Source organism: Streptacidiphilus cavernicola, assembly GCF_042510955.1.
Classification (GTDB): domain Bacteria; phylum Actinomycetota; class Actinomycetes; order Streptomycetales; family Streptomycetaceae; genus Streptacidiphilus; species Streptacidiphilus cavernicola.
The window spans coordinates 27,898-41,827 of the sequence record NZ_JBHFAB010000028.1 but is presented as its reverse complement, the minus strand read 5'-3'; the positions used below and the strand labels follow the sequence as shown (position 1 = coordinate 41,827).

The window sequence follows — 13,930 nt, the reverse complement described above, 5'->3', positions numbered from 1 at the left end:
GCCCCGGTCGCCCCGGTTGTGCCCGTCGTCCCGCACCCGACGCCCCCGCTCCGCCCACCCGCCCCGCCGCACGGGCACGACCACGACGGCCATCACGACCACCACCACTGGCACCACCACGGGCACTGGCACTGGCACCCTTGCGCCGTCCCGACGCCCCCGCGCGTCCCGCATCCGCCGCACCACCACGGGGGCCACCCCGGCGACTTCCCCTTCCCCGGCTTCCCGCCGTCCCCGCCGTTCCCGTCGCCGCCGAACTGCCCGGTGCCGCCACCTACACCGCCCCCCACACCGCCGCCGCCACCTCCACCCCCGCCGCCACCACCCCCACCACCACCCCCACCCCCGGTGAAACCCCCGCCTGCACCCCACCCGGCCGCACACATCGTCGTCGCCGCGCCGCCCCCACCCCCGCACCCGCGGGCCGTCCTGCCCAGCCCGCCGCCGCCCGCGGCCGTGCGGGCCGTCACCGTGGCCGCCCCGCCGAAGCCCATCGTGGACACCGCGATGCCCGCTCCGACCGGTTCGCCCGAGGCCACCTTCGTCTTCGTCGCCATCACCCTGCCCGCGCTGGTCTCCGCCGGCGCCAGCTACGTCAGCCACGCCTTCGGGAGGCACCGTTGATTCTCGGCTTCATCCTCTTCGCCCTGCTCGGCGGCGCTGCCGCGGTGGGCGTCCTGGCCGCCTTCGGCCGTACCACCCGTTCCCGTGAGGGCACCTTCTCCGGGGGCGCGCTCGGCTTCCTGGGCTCGGCCTCGCTCTCCTCCTTCGTCCTGGTCGCGGCATTCCTCATCGCCGGGTCCTGGTCCAACCTCAACACCGCCCGCGGGCACACCTACGACGAGGCCCGCGCGCTCAACGCGGCCTACACCGACGCCGATCCGACCACCCGTCCACTGTTGCGGGACTACGTCACCTCGGTGATCCACAGCGAGTGGGGCACCATGGAGCACGGCAGCGCCAGCTCGGCCACCTGGAGCGACCTGGACACCGTCCGGGCGCATGTCGAGGCGCTGCCCGACTCCGCCGTCAAGTCGCAGGAACTGACCGACCTGACGGCCGTCTACACCACCCGGCAGATCCGCCTCGCCGACACCCAGTCCTCGCTCCCGTCACCGCTGTACCCGGCGCTGATCGCGACCGGGCTGCTGGTGCTGCTCTACGCGCCGATCGCCGGACTCACCTTCCACCTGCGAGAGTCCATCGCCCTCGGCCTGGTCGGGGCGGTGGTCGGCTTCGGGATCTTCATGGTGCTGCACATGACCCACCCCTACAGCGGGCCGATCCACGTCACCCCGGTCGCCTACACCCAGAGCCTCGCCCGCTTCGCCCAACTCTCTTCCGGCTGAAGCTTCTGACGGGAGGCCGGCGCGGGCTAGGATCACCGCCGTGGATCCCATAGCCCCCGGCGGCGCCGCCGCCGACCTGCTGCCCGTCGCTCTGAAGATCCTGGTCGCCGGCGGTTTCGGGGTGGGGAAGACCACGCTGGTCGGTGCGGTGAGCGAGATCAGGCCGCTGCGCACCGAGGAGGTGCTGAGCGAGGCCGGCCGTCCGGTGGACCGGACGGCCGGGGTGGAGGCGAAGTCCACCACCACCGTGGCCATGGACTTCGGCCGCATCGACATCCGCGGCGACCTCGCGGTCTACCTGTTCGGAACGCCGGGCCAGGACCGGTTCTGGTTCGTCTGGGACGAGTTGGCGGTCGGTGCGCTGGGCGCGGTGGTCCTCGCCGACACCCGCAGGCTGGACGAGTGCTTCCCCTCGGTGGACTACTTCGAGCGGCGCGGCATCCCCTTCGTGGTGGCGGTGAACTGCTTCGAGGGGGCCGGCACGTACCCGTTGCAGCAGGTCCGCACCGCGCTGGACCTGGATCCGGGGATCCCGCTGGTGCAGTGCGACGCCCGGTCCCGGGAGTCCGCCAAGGAGGTCCTGGTCGCGGTGGTGCAGTTGGCCCTGAACGCCTCCGAGCGGCGGGCGTTGCAGGGCCGGAGCTGACACACCCGGTGACGGTCGGTCAGAACCCGGGCCCGGCCCAGTGCCTGGCCGGACGGCCGGTGGTCAGGCCGGGGTAGCGGTAGAGCGATCCCGCGCCGTCGTCCGCGCCCGGCTCGCCGCCGCCCGCGGTGGTGACATAGAGGACGTCCAGCGCGGGCCCACCGAAGGCACAGCTGGTGACCTTGCCGGTGGGCAGCTCCACCGTCTCCAGTACCCTGCCCTCGGGCGACAGGCAGCGGACGGCCGCGCCGCCCCAGAACGCCACCCAGAGGTTGCCCTCGGCGTCCAGGGTCATCCCGTCGGGGTCGCCGCCGAGAGCGGAGACGTCGAGGGTCCGCACCGGGTCGGCCAGCGGGCCGTGCTCGGGGTAGTCGAACAGGCGAATGGCGCGGGTGGGGGTGTCGATGTGCCACAGCTGGTCGGGCTCGGGCCAGTCCAGGCCGTTGGGGATCAGCATTCCCTCACGCAGCGTCACCACCCGCGCCGTACCGTCGCCGTCGTACTCCAGCCGGTACAGCGGGCCGCCGACCCGCGGGTCGTCCAGGGTCATCGTCCCGGCCACGAGCCGGCCGTAGGGGTCGCACTTGCCGTCGTTCATCCGGCGCTCGGGCCGGTCCGCCTCGACCGCGGCGACCGGTTCCAGCGTCCCGTCGGCGGTGTCCAGCAGCGCGAAGCCGCTCTCCACGGCGAGCAGCACCCGGCCGTCCCGGTACGGGGCGAGCGTCCCCGGGCGGGTGTCCAGGTGCAGTGCGCCGGGCTTGCCGCCGTCCTGGTCCAGCCAGCGGACCTGCCGGTCGGCGATGCCGATCCAGTACAGGCGCTCGGCCCTGCTGTCCCAGACCACGCCCTCGCCGAGGGCGAGGCGGCAGTCGTCGACGAGTTCCAGCGGCATGGTGCTCCCCTCGGCCGGAGAAAGAACGCAGCCAGTCTGGTCCGATCGCCGGTAAACCTGCTTCGTGGGGCTCACAATAGTTCTTCACCGCAGTGGCACATCCGGGGGTGGAGGGGGGACGGTGACCCAGGCCGTGGCTGAGCAGTCGGCACAGGCCGAGGAAGGACGCACGCCCCGCCGCCGCGTGGTGCACTGGCGCTACGGCATGGGCTTCGTGCTGCTGCTGGCCAGCATCCTGTCGCTGGTGCTGGTGGGTCAGATCGCGGGCTGGATCCAGGATCCGCACGATTCCGCCCGAGCCGGGGAGGCCGCCGAGTTCCGGGCGTCGGCGCTGCAGGCGGCGCTGCGGGCGCTGCCGGTGCCGGGCGGCGGGGTGCCGGAGGCCGCCTACGCGGCGGCGGTCCGCTCGGTGCGGGGAGTGCTGCTCGACCTGGACTACCCGGCGGCCCCCGGCGCCGCGCCGACCGGCCTCACCGTGCGGTTGCTGGGCAGCGTCACCAGCGGGGTGCTGAGCGGGCATCACACCACGGTGGTGACCTCCTGCTACCACTTCGACTGGAGCACGACCCCGGCCACGGCCGCGCGCAGCCAGGTGCCCTGTCCGACCGCCCCGGTCCAGCCCGCGATCCACACCGGCGGAGGCGGCGGTGGCACGGACAGTGAGGACGCCGCCGGGAGCGCGTCGGCGCTGGTCGGCCTGGCCATGCGGCTGAACGGGCTGGCTCCGGCCCAGCAGGCGGTCGACCCCGACCCGGCCGGGACCAGGCAGCTGCTGGGCGCGGCGGCGGCGGCGCCCGGGGTGCCCTGGCACGCGGCGTATCCGTGGCGGGACGGGCAGGGGTCGGCCGGGCGGGTGCGGGACACCGTCCTGGCGATCGGCACCGGCGGTGTGGCGGGCTGCCTGTTCGTCGATGTGCACGCGGGGGCGCTCACCGCCTGGACCGCGCCCCAACTCGCCCCGTGCACTGCCGCGCGGGCGGCCCAGGCCGTTATGGTGACCTGAGGCGTCAGCAGGCCGGGAGCGGGGCCCGGAGCGCGGCGTGGGCAGGGGTGTGGACCGCCCGGCCTGCATCTGTAAAATTCGTCGGAACTTTGCAGAAAGCCGTAAGCAGTTTGCGGTCTGTGACATACACTTGCGGGCATGACACGACGACTTGCTGAAGTGGCGAAGAAAGTCGGGGTCAGCGAGGCGACGGTCAGCCGCGTCCTCAATGACAAGCCCGGCGTCTCCGAGAACACCAGGACCGCCGTCCTGACCGCCCTGGACGTGCTCGGCTATGAGCGTCCGACCCAACTGCGGGGCGAGCGCTCGCGGTTGGTCGGCCTGGTGCTGCCGGAACTGCAGAACCCGATCTTCCCGGCCTTCGCCGAGGTGGTCGGCGGGGCGCTGGCACAGCAGGGGTTCACCCCGGTGCTGTGCACCCAGACCGCGGGCGGGGTCTCCGAGGCCGACTACGTGGAACTGCTGCTGCAGCAGCACGTCTCCGGGGTGGTCTTCTTCGGCGGCCTCTACGCCCAGGCGGACTCCCCGCACGAGCACTACGAGCGGCTGGCCCAGCGCGGGCTGCCGACGGTGCTGCTGAACGCCGCCATAGAGGGCCTCGGCTTCCCGCAGATCTCCTGCGACGACGCGGTGGCGGTGGAGCAGGCGCTCGGGCACCTGGTGTCGCTGGGCCACCGCAAGATCGGCCTGGTGCTGGCGACGCCGGACCACATCCCGTCCCGGCGCAAGCTCGCCGCGGCCCGGACGGCCGCCGCGCGGGCCGGCGTCGAGCTGCCCGACGCGCACATCGAGCACGCGCTGTTCTCGCTGGAGGGCGGCCAGGTGGCGGCCGGACGGCTGCTGCAGCGCGGGATCACCGGGATCATCTGCGCCAGCGACCCGATCGCCCTGGGCGCGGTCCGCGCGGTGCGCCGGGCCGGTCTCAGCGTGCCGGGCGACATCTCCATCGTCGGGTACGACGACTCCTCCTTCATGACCTGCACCGACCCGCCGCTGACCACCATCAGGCAGCCGATCGAGGCCATGGGCCGGGCCGCCGTCGACCTGCTGGCCAGCGAGATCGCCGGGGCCAGGGTCAACCACGACGAGCTGCTGTTCGAGCCGGAGCTGGTGGTCCGCGGCTCCACCGGGCCGGTCGGCCCCCGGGGCTGACAGAGCGTCAGCAGAGCTCGGAAACGGCCTGGCGGGGCCGCCGCGAGGGGGAGCGCGGCACGCGCTGCGATGTCAAGGGGTCGGACGGTAATCGTCCGACCCCTTTGTCATGCCCTCTCGTTACGTAGTCGAAATCTTGCAATTTCCCGTCGACATATTGTGGTCATCTGCTCGTAGTGGTTAAGTGGCACGCGCCACACCGAGTCGGAAACCTCGCCAGATAGACCTGCCACCCTAGAAGGGTCCTCACAATGACCAGTGAGCGGCTGACCAGCCCGCGTGTCCGTAGAACCGCCGCACTCCTGCTTGCGGCCACCGTCGGCCTCACCGCTGCCGCCTGCGGCAGCTCGTCCAGCAAGACCACGCCGAAGAGCACGGCCGACGGCAAGGTCACCATCAGCATCGACTGCGCCCCGCCGACCAGCAAGCCGGTTCCGCGCAAGCAGTGGTTCGACGACATCGCGACGTTCGAGAAGCAAAACCCGAACATCACGGTGAAGAGCATCGACACGTTCCCCTGCGAGACCCCGGCGCTGTTCACCGCGGCCCTCACCGGGCACACCGAGCCCGACGTCTTCTACACCTACTTCACGGACAAGCAGCAGGTCCTGGACTCGGGCCAGGCGGCGGACATCAGCTCGTACGTCAACACCAGCACCGTCCCGTCGCTGAACGACATCGCCCCGTCGGTGCTCGACGGCCAGAAGTCGGACGGCAAGCTCTACGGCCTCCCGCGTACCAACTACGCGATGGGCATCATCATCAACCGCAAGCTGTTCACCCAGGCCGGCCTGAACCCGGACCAGCCGCCGACCACCTGGGCCGAGGTGGCCGCCGACGCCGCCAAGATCCAGGCCCTCGGCAACGGCGTCAACGGCTACGGCGAGTACAGCGCGGGGAACAACGGCGGCTGGCACTTCGTCGCCGAGATGGACGCCCTGGGCGCCCCGGTCGTGAGCGCGGACGGCAAGAAGGCCGCGTTCAACACCGACCAGGGCAAGCAGGTCCTGCAGAACCTGCACGACCTGCGCTTCAAGGACAACGCCATGGGCAAGACCCAGCTCTACAAGTGGGGCGACCTGCAGAAGCAGATGGCGGCCGGCAAGCTCGGCATGTACATCGCGGCGCCGGACGACATCACCTACATGGTGCAGACCTTCAAGTCCCAGTACTCGGACTTCGGGATGGGCCCGATCCCGGGCACCGACGGCCCGGCCAAGGGCACCCTGGCCGGCGGCGACGACATGATGTTCAACATCAAGGACACGCCCGCGCAGATCAAGGCCGGCATCAAGCTGGTGAACTTCCTCTACCTCACCAGCGGCCAGGGCCAGTTCAACTACGAGCGGGCCAAGGGCAGCGGCCAGGCCGTCGGCCTGCCGGAGCCGGAGTTCTACACCGGCGCCTCGCTCGCCGCGGACAACTCCCTCAAGGCCGCCAACTCGACCATGCCGGTCGACAACTACAAGCCCTTCGTCGACGCCGCGGTCCCCGGCGTCAACGAGCCGGGCAACGCCCAGGACATCTACAAGGTCCTGGACACCGCGATGGCGTCCGCGCTGACCAACCCCAACGCGAACATCCCGCAGCTGCTCTCGACGGCCGAGGCCCAGGTCAACCAGGTCCTCGCCAACAAGTAGCCCAACCGGTCCCGACTGAAGCGGGGCGGCCGCAGGACCGGCCGCCCCGCCCCCGTCCAGGCATTGTCAGGAGTCCTGATGGCGGCGACCGCCGTACTGGAGAGCCCGATAGACCCGGAGCACAAGCCCCGGCGCAAGCACCGTCCGAGCGACTCGCTGCTCCGCGAGCTGAAGCGGAACCTCACCGCCCACAGCTTTCTGATCGGCGCGGTCCTCGTCTTCGCCCTGTTCTCCTGGTACCCCATGGTCCGGGAGTTCATCATGAGCTTCCAGAAGCAGAAGCTCGGCCAGACGCACTGGATCGGCTGGCACAACTTCGTCCAGGTCTGGAACGACCCCAGCTTCGGCCAGGCGTGGGAGAACACCGCCGAGTTCACCGGCCTCGCGCTGCTGCTCGGCTACGTGGTGCCGTTCTTCATCGCGATCGTGATGAACGAGTTCCGGCACGCCAACGGCTACATGCGGGTGCTGGTCTACCTGCCGGTGATGCTTCCCCCGGTCGCCTCGCTGGTGCTGTTCCAGTACTTCTACAACCCGGACTACGGGCTGTTCAACCACATCCTGCACACGCTGCACCTGCCCACCTCGGAGTGGCTGCAGTCGCCGAAGATGTCGATGATCGCGGTGGTGATCGCCTCCACCTGGATGAACATGGGCAGCGGCACCCTGATCTACCTGGCCGCACTGCAGGGGATCCCCGGTGAGCTGTACGAGGCCGCCGAGATCGACGGGGCCGGGCTCCTGCGCCGGGTCTGGCATGTGACGATCCCTCAGACCCGCATGATCCTGTCGATGATGCTGATGCTGCAGATCGTCGCGACGATGCAGGTCTTCGTCGAGCCGTTCGTCCTCACCAACGGCGGCCAGGGCGTGGACAACTCCACCACCACCATCGTGTACCTGGTCTACCAGTACGCCTTCAACTTCGGAAACTACGGCGCGGCCTCCGCACTGGGGCTGATGCTGCTCATCGTCCTGGCGGCCTTCGCCCTTGTCTACCGGCGGCTCGTCAGCCGCGTAGAGGATTAGTGAGGACCGCCATGGCCACCGCAACCGACACCGGGACCAGGACCCTGGTCTCCCGGGTCCAGCTCAACCGCCCGCACGGCCGGGTGATCTACTGGTCCGCCCTGGTGCTGACACTGGTGATCTTCACCCTGGTCTTCCTCGGCCCGCTCTACATGATGGTGACGGGCGGTCTGAAGACCACCCAGGAGGCGATCCAGGACCCGCCGACCTACTACCCGCACCATGTGGCGGCGAGCACCTACCAGACCGCGTGGACCCAGCTGAACCTGGCGAAGCTGCTGCTGAACACCCTGCTCTACGCGTTCGGGGCGCTGTTCTTCCAGCTCATCCTGGACATCAGCGCGGCCTACGCGTTCTCCAAGCTGCGGCCGGCCCTGGGCAACGTGCTGCTGGGCGCGATGCTGTCGACGCTGATGATCCCGGCGATGGTGCTGATCGTGCCGCAGTACATCACCGCGATCAGCCTGCCGTTCATCCACGTCAACCTGCTGAACACGCCCTGGGCGATCTGGATCCCCGGAGTGGCCAGCGCCTTCAACATCTACCTGCTGAAGCGGTTCTTCGACTCGATCCCGCAGGAACTGCTGGACGCCGCCTCCATCGACGGCGCGGGACCGCTGCGCACCCTGTGGTCGATCGTGCTGCCGATGTCGCGGCCGATCGTCTCGGTGGTGTCCATCTTCGCCCTGGTCGCGGTGTGGAAGGACTTCCTCTGGCCGCTGCTGGTCGAGCCCGACCCCACCAAGCAGACGCTCAACGCTGGTATCTACTCGCTCTCCCAGGGCGTCCCGGAGAACGTCCTGATCGCCGCCTCGGCCATCTCCGCCGCGCCGACGATCCTCTTCTTCCTCTTCTTCCAGCGCAACATCATGGCCGGACTGACCGCGGGCAGCCTCAAGGGCTGACACCCCGTCGGACACCCTCCCGCAGCCGGCCGGAGTCCAGCACCACCCTCCCGGACCTGTTGACGACAGGTCAGGACCCAACAGATGGAGACCCCTACCGTGCACGAGCCCCAGTGGTGGCGCGGCGCCGCGATCTACCAGGTGTACGTCCGAAGCTTCGCCGACGCGGGTGGCGACGGAGTAGGCGACCTCGCCGGGGTACGCGCGAGACTCCCCTACCTCGCCGACCTCGGCGTCGATGCCCTGTGGTTCACCCCCTGGTACTCCTCGCCCCTCGCCGACGGCGGCTACGACGTCGCCGACTACCGTGAGATCGACCCGATGTTCGGCACCCTGGCCGAGGCCGAGAAGCTCATCTCGGAAGCCCTCGACCTCGGCATCCGGACCATCGTCGACATCGTGCCCAACCACGTCTCCAGCGCCCACGTCTGGTTCCAGCAGGCGCTGGAGGCGGGGTCGGGGTCTCCCGAGCGGGCCCGGTTCTGGTTCCGCCCCGGCCGGGGGGAGCACGGCGAGCTGGCGCCCAACAACTGGCGCTCGCAGTTCGGCGGCCCGGCCTGGACCCGCAGCACCGACCCGGACGGGACCCCGGGGGAGTGGTACCTGCACCGCTTCGCGCCGGAGCAGCCGGACCTCAACTGGGCCCACCCCGAGGTCCGCCAGGAGCACGAGGACGTGCTGCGGTTCTGGTTCGACCGCGGCGCGGCCGGGGTGCGCATCGACTCCGCCGCCGAGCTGGTCAAGGACCCGGCCCTGCCGGACTACGACTACGACTCGGCGCACCCGGACGGCGAGCCGCACCCCTACAACGACCGGGACGAGCTGCACGACATCTACCGCTCCTGGCGGGTCGTGGCCGACTCGTACCCGCAGCCGCGGGCCCTGATCGGCGAGATCTGGCTGCCGGACCCGGAGCGTTTCGCCCGCTACCTGCGACCGGACGAACTGCACACGGCGTTCAACTTCGGCTTCCTGGCCTGCCCGTGGGACGCCGAGGCGCTGCGCGAGTCGATCAGCACCACCCTGGCCGTGCACGCCCCGGTCGGCGCCCCGGCCACCTGGGTCCTGGCCAACCACGACATCACCCGCACCGTCACCCGCTACGGCCGCGAGAGCACCGGCTTCGATTTCGCCGCCAAGGCCCACGGCATCCCCACCGACCTGGCCCTGGGCACCCGCCGGGCCCGCGCCGCCGCCCTGCTCACCCTCGCCCTGCCCGGCTCGGTCTACCTCTACCAGGGCGAAGAACTCGCCCTGCCCGAGGTCGAGGACATCCCGGCGGACCGGATCGAGGACCCGATGTACCACCGCACCGGCGGCACCGACCCCGGCCGCGACGGCTGCCGGGTCCCGCTGCCCTGGAACGGGAGCGCTCCCCCGTACGGCTTCAGCCCGGCCGGCGCCACCGCCGAGCCCTGGCTGCCGCAGCCGCTGGACTGGTCCGCGCTCACCGCGGCGGCCCAGGACGGCGACTCGGACTCGATGCTGACGCTCTACCGGCGGGCGCTGCGGATCCGCCGGAACGAGCCCGCGCTCGGCGACGGGCCGATGGAGTGGATGGAGTCGGCGCCGCTGGTGCTGGCCTTCCGCCGGGGGCCGCACTTCGCCTGCGTGGTGAACCTCTCCGACGCACCCGCGCCGCTGCCGGAGCACTCGGACGTGCTGCTGGCCTGCGGCCCCACCCCGGGCGGCCTGCTGCCCCCCGATGCGGCGGTGTGGCTGCGGACTCCGCTGGTGGAGCACGGCGCCCAGGTAGCGCCGCCCCGTGCGGGTTGAGGGTCCCGCGCGGTGCGGCGCAACCACTCCATGACAGAGTTTGCGCAATCTTTCAGAGCGCCTCTCCCTGGAGCAGCTGATGTATGAGTACGACGTCCTGGTCATCGGCGGTGTCGGTGTCGACACCATCGTCCGGGTGGACGAACTGGCGGTCCCGCCGGGGGACTCGGTGCACGTCCCGCCGATCCGCGACTACATCGCGCACACCGGCAACGGCGCGGCGCTGGGCGCCCATCTGCTGGGGCTGCGCACCAAGTTCATCGACTACCTGGGCCAGGACACCCAGGGCGAGCTGATCCTCGCCGAGTACGCGGCCCGGGGACTGGACTTCAGCTCGCTGCCGGCCCCGGCCGGGACGCCGCGCAGCGTCAACCTGGTCGACTCGGCCGGCCGCCGGTTCTCCTTCTACGACGGCCGCCACCCGGCCGGGCTGCGGATGCCGCCGGCCTTCGCGCTGCCGTTCGTGCAGCGCAGCCGACATGTCCATGTGTCGATCAGTCACTACAACGTCGACCTCTTCGACGGCATCGAGGCGCTGGGCCGCACCGTCTCCACCGACCTGCACGCCTGGGACGGCGTCGACCCGCACCGCCACCCCTTCGCGCACCGTTCCGACCTGGTCTTCATGAGCGCCGCGCACCTCAAGGCGGAGGGCGCGCTGGCCCCGGTGCTGCACGGGATCCTGGACCGGGGCCGGGCCCGCCTGGTGGTCGCCACCGACGGCGCCGACGGTTGCCACCTGCTGGTCCGCGGCGACCGGACGCCCCGTCACTTCCCGGCGGTGGAGCCGCTTCCCGGGCGGTCGATCGTCGACAGCAACGGCGCAGGCGACGCCTTCGTGACCGGCTTCCTGCACGCCTGGTTCGCCGACGCGGACCCGGAGACCTGCGTCCGCTCCGGCCAGGTCTCCGGCGCCTACGCCTGCGGCACGGCGGGCACCCACACCTCCTTCATCGACGCCGGGACCCTGGCCGCCGCCCTGAAGTGACAGACCGTCAAGCCGAGACCGTCCCGGTGACCTCGCCGAAGCCGATCCGGCCGCCGTCCGGGCCGGGGGCGGTGGCCCGGACGGTGACGGTGTCGCCGTCCTCCAGGAAGGTGCGGGTGCTGCCGTCGGCCAGCCGCAGCGGCTCGGCGCCGTTCCAGCTCAGCTCGATCAGCGAGCCGCGCTGGTCCGGCCCGGCGCCGGAGACGGTGCCGGAGGCGTAGAGGTCGCCGGTGCGCAGCGAGGCGCCGTTGACGGTGAGGTGGGCCAGCATCTGCGCGGGCGACCAGTAGGTGTCGCGGAACGGCGGCCGGGACACGGTCCGGCCGTTGAGCAGCACCTCCAGCTGGAGGTCCAGCCCCCAGGGCTCCTTCTCGGCCAGGTAGGGCAGCGGCTCGGGGTCGGTCTGCCCGGGGACGGGCACCCGGGCGTGCTCCAGCGCCGCCAGCGGGACCACCCAGGGGGAGACCGAGGTGGCGAAGGACTTGCCGAGGAAGGGCCCCAGCGGCTGGTACTCCCAGCGCTGGAGGTCGCGCGCGCTCCAGTCGTTGACCAGCACCACGCCGAAGACGTGCTCGGCGAACGCCCCGGTCCCGACCGGCTCGCCGAGCGTGGACGGGGCGCCGACCACGAAGCCGACCTCGGCCTCGATGTCCAGCTTCAGGCTGGGCCCGAAGTCGCCGGGCCCGCGCTGCCCGCTGGGCCGCCGGACCGGGGTGCCGGACGGGACGACCGTCCCGGCCCGGCCGTGGTAGCCGACCGGCAGGTGCTTCCAGTTGGGCAGCAGCGGCTCGGCGACGTCCGGGCGGAAGATCCGGCCGAGGTTGGTCGCGTGCGCCTCGGAGGCGTAGAAGTCGACGTAGTCGGCGACCTCGACCGGCAGCAGCAGCGCCACCTCGTCGATCCGGTGCAGGTTGCGCTCGCAGAAGCGGCGGCGGTCGTCGGTCTCCAGCATCCGCCGGACCTCGCGCCGGACGTAGGCCCACTCGCGCGGGCCGCGGCGCAGGAAGCGGTTCAGCGAGCCGGTGCCGAGGTCCGCGCCGAGCGGGGTCCCGGCCCACATCGCGGCCAGGTCGAGCACCTGCTCGCCGATGGCGACGCCCACCCTGGGCCCGCCGGAGCGGGGCTGGAAGACGCCGTAGGGGAGGTTGTCGAGGGTGAAGCCGCAGCCCTCGGGGACCGGAACCCAGCTCACCCGAGGTCTCCCTGCGGTCCGCGTCCGCTCCAGCTCCAGGCGTAGCGGCCGTCGTCGGCGGCCCGGCCGCCCTCGGCCAGGTCCAGCGGGCGGAAGGTGTCCACCATGACCGCCAGCTCGTCGAAGAACTCGGCGCCGATGCTGCGCTCGTAGGCGCCCGGCTGCGGGCCGTGGGTATGCCCGCCGGGGTGCAGTGAGACCGAGCCCTGGCCGATGCCGGAGCCCTTGCGGGCCTCGTAGTCGCCGCCGGTGTAGAACATCACCTCGTCGCTGTCGACGTTGGAGTGGTAGTAGGGGACCGGGATCGACAGCGGGTGGTAGTCGACCTTGCGGGGCACGAAGTTGCAGATCACGAAGCCGTTGCCCTCGAACACCTGGTGCGCGGGCGGGGGCTGGTGCACCCGGCCGGTGATCGGCTCGTAGTCGCTGATGTTGAAGGCGTAGGGGTAGAGGCAGCCGTCCCAGCCGACCACGTCGAAGGGGTGGGTGGGGGTCACCAGCACGGTGCCGCCGATCCCGCCGCCGACCCGGTGCTTGACGTAGACCTCGGTGTCCTCGCCGGGGACGTCCTCGGCGAGCAGCGGCCCGACCGGGCCGCGCAGGTCGCGCTCGCAGAACGGCGCGTGCTCCAGCAGCTGGCCGTACGTGGAGAGGTAGCGCTTCGCGGGGGTGATGTGGCTGTTGGCCTCGATCGCGTACAGCCGCAGCGGGGCGTCGCCGGTGGGCAGCCAGCGGTGGGTGGTGGCCCGGGGGATGACCACGTAGTCGCCCGCGCCGACCTCGATGCTGCCGAAGACGCTCTCCAGCACGCCGCCGCCGGACTCGACGTAGACGCACTCGTCCCCTATGCCGTTGCGGTAGAGCGGCGAGGGGACGCCGGCGGCGACGTAGGAGATCCGCACGTCGGCGTTGCCCAGCACGGTCCGCCGGTCGCGGACCGGGTCGGCCTGCCGCCAGCTCTCGCCGGGGAAGAGGTCGTGCAGCCGGAAGTGGTAGGGCTTGAGCGGGTGGTTGGGCTCGGGCTTGTCCTCGGGCAGCCGCCAGACCCGGCTGTCCACCATCGCCGAGGGCAGGTGCCGGTGGTAGAGCAGCGAGGAGTCGGAGGAGAACCCCTCCTCGCCCATCAGCTCCTCGAAGTAGAGGCCGCCGGTTTCCGGGTCCCGGTGCTGGGTGTGCCTCTTCGGGGGGACCGCGCCCGCGCTGCGGTAGTACGCCACCTTCGCCTCCTGAGCGACCTGAGCGACATTGACCAGGGGTGTTGCCCGACAGGGCATCACTGAACCATACGGCAACGCTCAGGACACACGGATGTAACGATCAACCAGCCTTTCAGAAAGTTGCTGCAAGGTCTTTCCTCG

At 71.2% G+C, this 13,930-nt stretch carries 13 protein-coding genes; 10 read left to right on the top strand and 3 right to left on the bottom strand.

What is annotated here, in order from left to right; translation table 11 throughout:
• Positions 1-348: 348 nt before the first annotated feature.
• The 3 genes from ACEZDE_RS28815 to ACEZDE_RS28805 are packed head-to-tail and all read left to right on the top strand — an operon-like array spanning position 349 to position 1,995.
• Positions 349-624 carry a hypothetical protein gene (locus ACEZDE_RS28815; RefSeq protein ID WP_380542188.1) on the top strand — a complete coding sequence of 92 codons (276 nt, stop codon included), beginning with the start codon at positions 349-351 and terminating at the stop codon, positions 622-624.
• Positions 621-1,349: a bestrophin-like domain gene (locus ACEZDE_RS28810; RefSeq protein ID WP_380542185.1), complete on the top strand. Its 729-nt coding sequence runs from the start codon at positions 621-623 to the stop codon at positions 1,347-1,349. The genes ACEZDE_RS28815 and ACEZDE_RS28810 overlap by 4 nt, the downstream gene beginning before the upstream one ends.
• A gap of 40 nt (positions 1,350-1,389) precedes the next feature.
• Positions 1,390-1,995, top strand: coding sequence for a GTP-binding protein (locus ACEZDE_RS28805; RefSeq protein WP_380542182.1), 606 nt, complete (start codon positions 1,390-1,392; stop codon positions 1,993-1,995).
• A 19-nt stretch (positions 1,996-2,014) separates the two neighbouring features.
• On the opposite strand, the gene ACEZDE_RS28800 is transcribed toward ACEZDE_RS28805, so the two are convergent.
• Positions 2,015-2,887, bottom strand: a complete 873-nt coding sequence (locus ACEZDE_RS28800) for an SMP-30/gluconolactonase/LRE family protein (RefSeq protein ID WP_380542179.1) — start codon at positions 2,885-2,887, stop codon at positions 2,015-2,017.
• A 121-nt stretch (positions 2,888-3,008) separates the two neighbouring features.
• Here ACEZDE_RS28800 and ACEZDE_RS28795 point away from each other — a divergent pair, with 121 nt between their 5' ends.
• The 7 genes from ACEZDE_RS28795 to ACEZDE_RS28765 all read left to right on the top strand — a co-directional run bounded on the left by ACEZDE_RS28795 (position 3,009) and on the right by ACEZDE_RS28765 (position 11,380).
• Positions 3,009-3,890, top strand: coding sequence for a hypothetical protein (locus tag ACEZDE_RS28795; RefSeq protein ID WP_380542176.1), 882 nt, complete (start codon positions 3,009-3,011; stop codon positions 3,888-3,890).
• Between the two features lie 138 nt (positions 3,891-4,028).
• Complete coding sequence (locus ACEZDE_RS28790) at positions 4,029-5,042, top strand: LacI family DNA-binding transcriptional regulator (protein WP_380542173.1); 1,014 nt, start codon at positions 4,029-4,031, stop codon at positions 5,040-5,042.
• Between the two features lie 251 nt (positions 5,043-5,293).
• On the top strand, positions 5,294-6,682 hold the full coding sequence (locus ACEZDE_RS28785) for an extracellular solute-binding protein (protein ID WP_380542170.1): 1,389 nt from the start codon (positions 5,294-5,296) through the stop codon (positions 6,680-6,682).
• A 78-nt stretch (positions 6,683-6,760) separates the two neighbouring features.
• Positions 6,761-7,711 carry a carbohydrate ABC transporter permease gene (locus ACEZDE_RS28780; RefSeq protein WP_380542167.1) on the top strand — a complete coding sequence of 317 codons (951 nt, stop codon included), beginning with the start codon at positions 6,761-6,763 and terminating at the stop codon, positions 7,709-7,711.
• A gap of 11 nt (positions 7,712-7,722) precedes the next feature.
• Entirely contained in the window at positions 7,723-8,616 is an 894-nt protein-coding gene (locus ACEZDE_RS28775) for a carbohydrate ABC transporter permease (protein ID WP_380542164.1), read from the top strand.
• A gap of 84 nt (positions 8,617-8,700) precedes the next feature.
• Entirely contained in the window at positions 8,701-10,392 is a 1,692-nt protein-coding gene (locus ACEZDE_RS28770; RefSeq protein ID WP_380542161.1) for a glycoside hydrolase family 13 protein, read from the top strand.
• Between the two features lie 79 nt (positions 10,393-10,471).
• Positions 10,472-11,380, top strand: a complete 909-nt coding sequence (locus tag ACEZDE_RS28765) for a carbohydrate kinase family protein (RefSeq protein WP_380542158.1) — start codon at positions 10,472-10,474, stop codon at positions 11,378-11,380.
• A gap of 7 nt (positions 11,381-11,387) precedes the next feature.
• On the opposite strand, the gene fahA is transcribed toward ACEZDE_RS28765, so the two are convergent.
• Positions 11,388-12,572, bottom strand: coding sequence for a fumarylacetoacetase (fahA, locus tag ACEZDE_RS28760; RefSeq protein WP_380542155.1), 1,185 nt, complete (start codon positions 12,570-12,572; stop codon positions 11,388-11,390).
• Positions 12,569-13,789 (bottom strand): homogentisate 1,2-dioxygenase, encoded by a 1,221-nt coding sequence (locus ACEZDE_RS28755; RefSeq protein ID WP_380542152.1) that lies wholly within the window; start codon positions 13,787-13,789, stop codon positions 12,569-12,571. Before ACEZDE_RS28755 ends, fahA begins: the two co-directional genes overlap by 4 nt.
• Positions 13,790-13,930 lie beyond the last annotated feature (141 nt).

Bases quoted from the DNA above. Each gene is read 5' to 3' on its own strand.
- ACEZDE_RS28770 (WP_380542161.1), top strand. From the start codon at position 8,701: ATGGAGACCCCTACCGTGCACGAGCCCCAGTGGTGGCGCGGCGCCGCG.
- ACEZDE_RS28765 (WP_380542158.1), top strand. From the start codon at position 10,472: ATGTATGAGTACGACGTCCTGGTCATCGGCGGTGTCGGTGTCGACACC.
- ACEZDE_RS28790 (WP_380542173.1), top strand. From the start codon at position 4,029: ATGACACGACGACTTGCTGAAGTGGCGAAGAAAGTCGGGGTCAGCGAG.
- ACEZDE_RS28780 (WP_380542167.1), top strand. From the start codon at position 6,761: ATGGCGGCGACCGCCGTACTGGAGAGCCCGATAGACCCGGAGCACAAG.
- ACEZDE_RS28785 (WP_380542170.1), top strand. From the start codon at position 5,294: ATGACCAGTGAGCGGCTGACCAGCCCGCGTGTCCGTAGAACCGCCGCA.
- ACEZDE_RS28775 (WP_380542164.1), top strand. From the start codon at position 7,723: ATGGCCACCGCAACCGACACCGGGACCAGGACCCTGGTCTCCCGGGTC.
- ACEZDE_RS28800 (WP_380542179.1), bottom strand. From the start codon at position 2,887: ATGCCGCTGGAACTCGTCGACGACTGCCGCCTCGCCCTCGGCGAGGGC.